This window comes from Kitasatospora sp. NPDC059812, from assembly GCF_042732075.1.
Taxonomy (GTDB): domain Bacteria; phylum Actinomycetota; class Actinomycetes; order Streptomycetales; family Streptomycetaceae; genus Kitasatospora.
In genome coordinates this window covers 1-4,663 of sequence record NZ_JBHWIO010000148.1, presented here as the reverse complement: position 1 = coordinate 4,663, position 4,663 = coordinate 1, and the positions used below count along the sequence as shown (strand labels likewise).

The 4,663-nt window shown below is 71.2% G+C and carries 2 protein-coding genes; one reads left to right on the top strand and one right to left on the bottom strand.

Annotated elements, in window-relative coordinates; genetic code table 11:
- Positions 1-125: 125 nt before the first annotated feature.
- Positions 126-1,805: a CTP synthase gene (locus ACFV6D_RS37885; RefSeq protein ID WP_079135937.1), complete on the bottom strand. Its 1,680-nt coding sequence runs from the start codon at positions 1,803-1,805 to the stop codon at positions 126-128.
- A gap of 720 nt (positions 1,806-2,525) precedes the next feature.
- Between ACFV6D_RS37885 and ACFV6D_RS37880 the strand changes: the two genes are divergently transcribed.
- Positions 2,526-4,532 (top strand): glycoside hydrolase family 15 protein, encoded by a 2,007-nt coding sequence (locus tag ACFV6D_RS37880; protein WP_063349651.1) that lies wholly within the window; start codon positions 2,526-2,528, stop codon positions 4,530-4,532.
- Positions 4,533-4,663: the final 131 nt, after the last annotated feature.

Below are 4,663 nucleotides of genomic sequence, written 5' to 3'. Positions count from 1 at the left end.
GCGCCCGCGCGGGGGGGGGGGGATTCTAACCGGCAACGCTATTGGACCCAGTCCAAAAAAAACCCCCGGGGCCCGGCCCCCCGGGGGGCGGGGGGGCCCCCCCCGTCCGGTGAACGACCGACGACTTACTCGGCCGCGGTGGTCTTGATCTCGATGGCGGCCTTGACCAGGCCCGCGAACAGCGGGTGCGGGCGGGTCGGGCGGGACTTCAGCTCCGGGTGGGCCTGGGTGGCCACCAGGTACGGGTGCACCTCGCGCGGGTACTCGACGTACTCGACCAGGTCGCCCTTCGGGGAGAGGCCGGAGAACTGCAGGCCGGTCTTCTCCAGGTCCGCGCGGTAGGCGTTGTTGACCTCGTAGCGGTGGCGGTGGCGCTCCTCGACGTACTGCTCGCCGCCGTAGACCTCACGGACGATCGAGCCCTCGGCGAGCTTGGCCGGGTACAGGCCCAGGCGCATGGTGCCGCCCAGGTCGCCCTTGCCGTCGACGATGGCCAGCTGCTCGGCCATCGTGGAGACGACCGGGTGCTTGGCGGCGGCGTCGAACTCGGTGGAGTTGGCCTCGGGCAGGCCGGCCAGGTTGCGGGCCGCCTCGATGACCACGCACTGCAGGCCCAGGCACAGGCCGAGCAGCGGGACGCGGTTCTCGCGGGCGAAGGTGATGGCGCCGACCTTGCCGTTGACGCCGCGGTCGCCGAAGCCGCCGGGGATGCAGATCGCGTCCACGTCGCCGAGCTGCGCCCGGGCGCCCTCGGGGGTCTCGCAGTCGTCCGAGGTCACCCACTTGATCTCGACCCGGGCGTTGTTGGCGAAGCCGCCGGCGCGCAGCGCCTCGGTCACCGACAGGTAGGCGTCGGGCAGGTCGATGTACTTGCCGACCAGGGCGACCTTGACGATGTGCTGCGGCTCGTGGACGCGGCGCAGCAGGTCGTCCCAGGTGGTCCAGTCCACGTCGCGGAACGGCAGGTCGAGCCGGCGCACCACGTAGGCGTCCAGGCCCTCGCCATGCAGGACCTTGGGGATGTCGTAGATCGACTTGGCGTCGATCGCCGCCACCACGGCCTCCTCGTCCACGTCGCACATCAGCGAGATCTTGCGCTTGATGGCCTGCGGGACCTCGCGGTCGGCGCGCAGCACGATCGCGTCGGGCTGGATGCCGATGTTGCGCAGCGCGGCGACGGAGTGCTGGGTGGGCTTGGTCTTCAGCTCGCCCGAGGGGCCGATGTACGGCAGCAGGGAGACGTGCACGAAGAACACGTTGTCCCGGCCGACCTCGTGGCGGACCTGGCGGACGGCCTCCAGGAACGGCAGCGACTCGATGTCGCCGACGGTCCCGCCGACCTCGGTGATCACCACGTCGACGTCCTCGGTCGCCATCCGGCGGATCCGGGACTTGATCTCGTTGGTGATGTGGGGGATGACCTGGACGGTGTCGCCCAGGTACTCGCCGCGTCGCTCCTTGGCGATGACGGTGGAGTAGACCTGGCCGGTGGTGACGTTCGCCGAACCGTGCAGGTTGGTGTCCAGGAACCGCTCGTAGTGGCCGATGTCCAGGTCGGTCTCGGCGCCGTCGTCCGTGACGAAGACCTCACCGTGTTGGAACGGGTTCATGGTGCCCGGGTCCACGTTGAGGTACGGGTCGAGCTTCTGCATGGTGACGCGCAGGCCGCGGGCCTTGAGGAGCGCGCCAAGGCTGGAGGCGGTGAGGCCCTTGCCGAGCGAAGAGGCGACACCCCCGGTGACGAAGAGGTGCTTGGTCGTCACGGCGCGGCCGTTCGCTGCCTTGCCGGAATGGGGCTGTGCCAAGAGGGGGCTCCCGTGGGTCGCGTGTCGAAGGTGACGTGGGCGGGATGCTCTCGACTCGCCGAACGACGGGAGGCGGTGCGGTGCACGGCACTCGGGGGGTCGTCGATTCGGCTGGTCCGGGGCGTTTGATCCCACCGGTCCACGGGATACCAGGGTATCAGTGACCCGACCCGGACGCCTTCCGGCCCGCTCGCGGCGCCCCGGGGGCGTGCGCGGGGCGCACCACCGGCGCATCATCCGGCGCAGCCGTCACACCGGTCGCACCACGGCCGGACCGGGCCACTTCGGAGCACTCCGTTCGGGCCATGACAGCCCCTCCACTGGGACCAGGCGGAACTGATCCGTCCGGACCATCCTGCCCGGCGTCCTCGCGATGCACGGCATTTCCGCCGAATTGTGGCGCCACACGAGGCTGCGCCCGCGTGCTTCGCCCCTTTCGTCCGTCGTAAGCTGCACGGACGCATCGCCGACAGCACGAGCACGCGGAGGGCGTGGGAGGTCAGGACACTCCCGGTCCCCGATGCGCGACCGGACCTCCCCGTATTCCAGCTCCTCCCCTCCCACCCCAGGGGCTCGACCGAGCCCCGCGCGGACACTCCAGCAAGGCCCGCCACCACCCTTCGGCGGGCCGGACGTCCCGGGGTGGGCTCCGGCCCCGCAGACCGTTCGCTCCCCCAGATCGCCGATGCGTCGTGACCACATTGCGAACTGGAGATCCACGTGGCCGGCCGTATCGAGGACTACGCACTCATCGGGGACATGCAGACCGCTGCCCTGGTCAGCAGGGACGGGGCGGTGGACTGGCTCTGCCTGCCCCGCTTCGACTCTCCGGCCGTGTTCGCCGGCCTGCTCGGCACCGATGAACACGGCTTCTGGCGGATCGGTCCGGCCGAAGCCGTCGCGACCGAAGTCCCCACCCCCGCGGCACCCCCCACCCCGGCCGCCCCCGCCCTCGGCCTCCCCCGCTTCACCGACACCGCCGATCTGAGGGTCCCGCCGCCCACCGCGGCCGCCCCCGCGGTGCCCGCCGACCGCCGCCGCTACCGGGGCGACTCACTGGTCCTGGAACAGGAGTGGGACACCCAGGGCGGCACCGTCCGGGTGATCGACTTCATGCCGCCGCGCCCGCTGGCCGGCCGCGACGCCGTCCCCCAGGTGATCCGGATCGTCGAGGGCGTGGCCGGCACCGTCCGGATGCGCTCAGCGGTGCGGATGCGCTTCTCGTACGGGCGCATCGTGCCCTGGGTGCACCGGGTCGAGCAGGCCGGAGGCGGCCACCGCACCGTCGCCGTGGCCGGGCCCGACTCGGTGTGGCTGGACGGCGAGTCCGAGACCTACGGCCGCGACCTGACCACCTACGCCGACTTCACCGTCACCGCCGGCGAGCGGATCGCCTTCGCGCTGACCTGGCAGGCCTCCCACCTGGACGCGCCGAAGGCCCCGGACGCCGAGGAGATGCTCGACGCCACCACCGACTTCTGGCACGAGTGGGCCGCCCAGTGCACCTACCAGGGCCCCTACCGCGAGGCCGTGATCCGCTCCCTGATCACCCTCAAGGGCCTCACCTACGCCCCCACCGGCGGCATCGTCGCCGCCCCCACCACCTCACTGCCCGAGGACATCGGCGGTGAGCGCAACTGGGACTACCGCTACACCTGGCTACGCGACGCCGCGATCACCCTCTCCTCGCTGCTGCGCACCGGCTACCGCGACGAGGCCAAGGCCTGGCGCGAGTGGCTGCTGCGCGCCGTCGCCGGCGACCCGGAGAACCTCCAGATCATGTACGGCATCGCCGGCGAGCGCGAGCTCACCGAGTCCTCACTGGACTGGCTGCCCGGCTACGAAGGCTCGCAGCCCGTCCGGGTCGGCAACGGCGCGGCCGGCCAGCTCCAGCTGGACGTCTACGGCGAGGTCGTCGAGGCCCTGCACCTGGCCCACATGACCGGCCTGGTCCGCAACGACCACGCCCACCACCTCCAGCTGCGCCTGATCGAGTACCTGGAGGACCACTGGCAGGAGCCGGACGAGGGCATCTGGGAGGTCCGCGGCCCGCGCCGGCACTTCGTCCACTCCAAGGTGATGGCCTGGGTCGCCGTCGACCGGACGATCAAGCTGCTGGAGCAGACCCCCGAGGACGCCCCCTCCGACGGCCACCTGGAGCGCTGGCGCGAGCTGCGCGAGACCATCCACCGGGACGTCTGCGAGAAGGGCTACGACCCGGAGCGCAACACCTTCACCCAGTACTACGGCGGCAAGGAGCTGGACGCCTCGCTGCTGCTCATCCCCCAGGTCGGCTTCCTGCCGCCGGACGACAAGCGCGTCATCGGCACCATCGAGGCGATCCAGCGCGAACTGTCCACCGAGGACGGCTTCGTGCTGCGCTACCCGACCCACGACGAGAGCGGCAACAACGTCGACGGCCTCTCCGGCCACGAGGGCGCCTTCCTGGCGTGCTCGTTCTGGCTGGCCGACGACCTCGCCATGATCGGCCGGGTGCAGGAGGCACGCGAGCTGTTCGACCGGCTGCTCGCGCTGCGCAACGACCTCGGCCTGCTCGCCGAGGAGTGGGACCCGCGGCTCAAGCGCCAGGTCGGCAACTTCCCGCAGGCCTTCAGCCACGTCCCGCTGATCGACACCGCACTGCGGCTGACCGCCTGCGGCGGCGCCTACCTGTCCGCCCAGCCGGACGGCCTGGCGGCCGAGCGGGTCGAACAGGCGACGGTCTAGCGGTCCAGCGGCCTGGGGCCGGACAGGCCCTAGGCCCAATGCCAGTGACTTTGGTGTGTCTGTCTCGTTGGTTGTGGTGTGGCGAGGGTGGGGCAGGTCAAGTCGTGTGCGGGTGAGCGGTTGTCGGATCG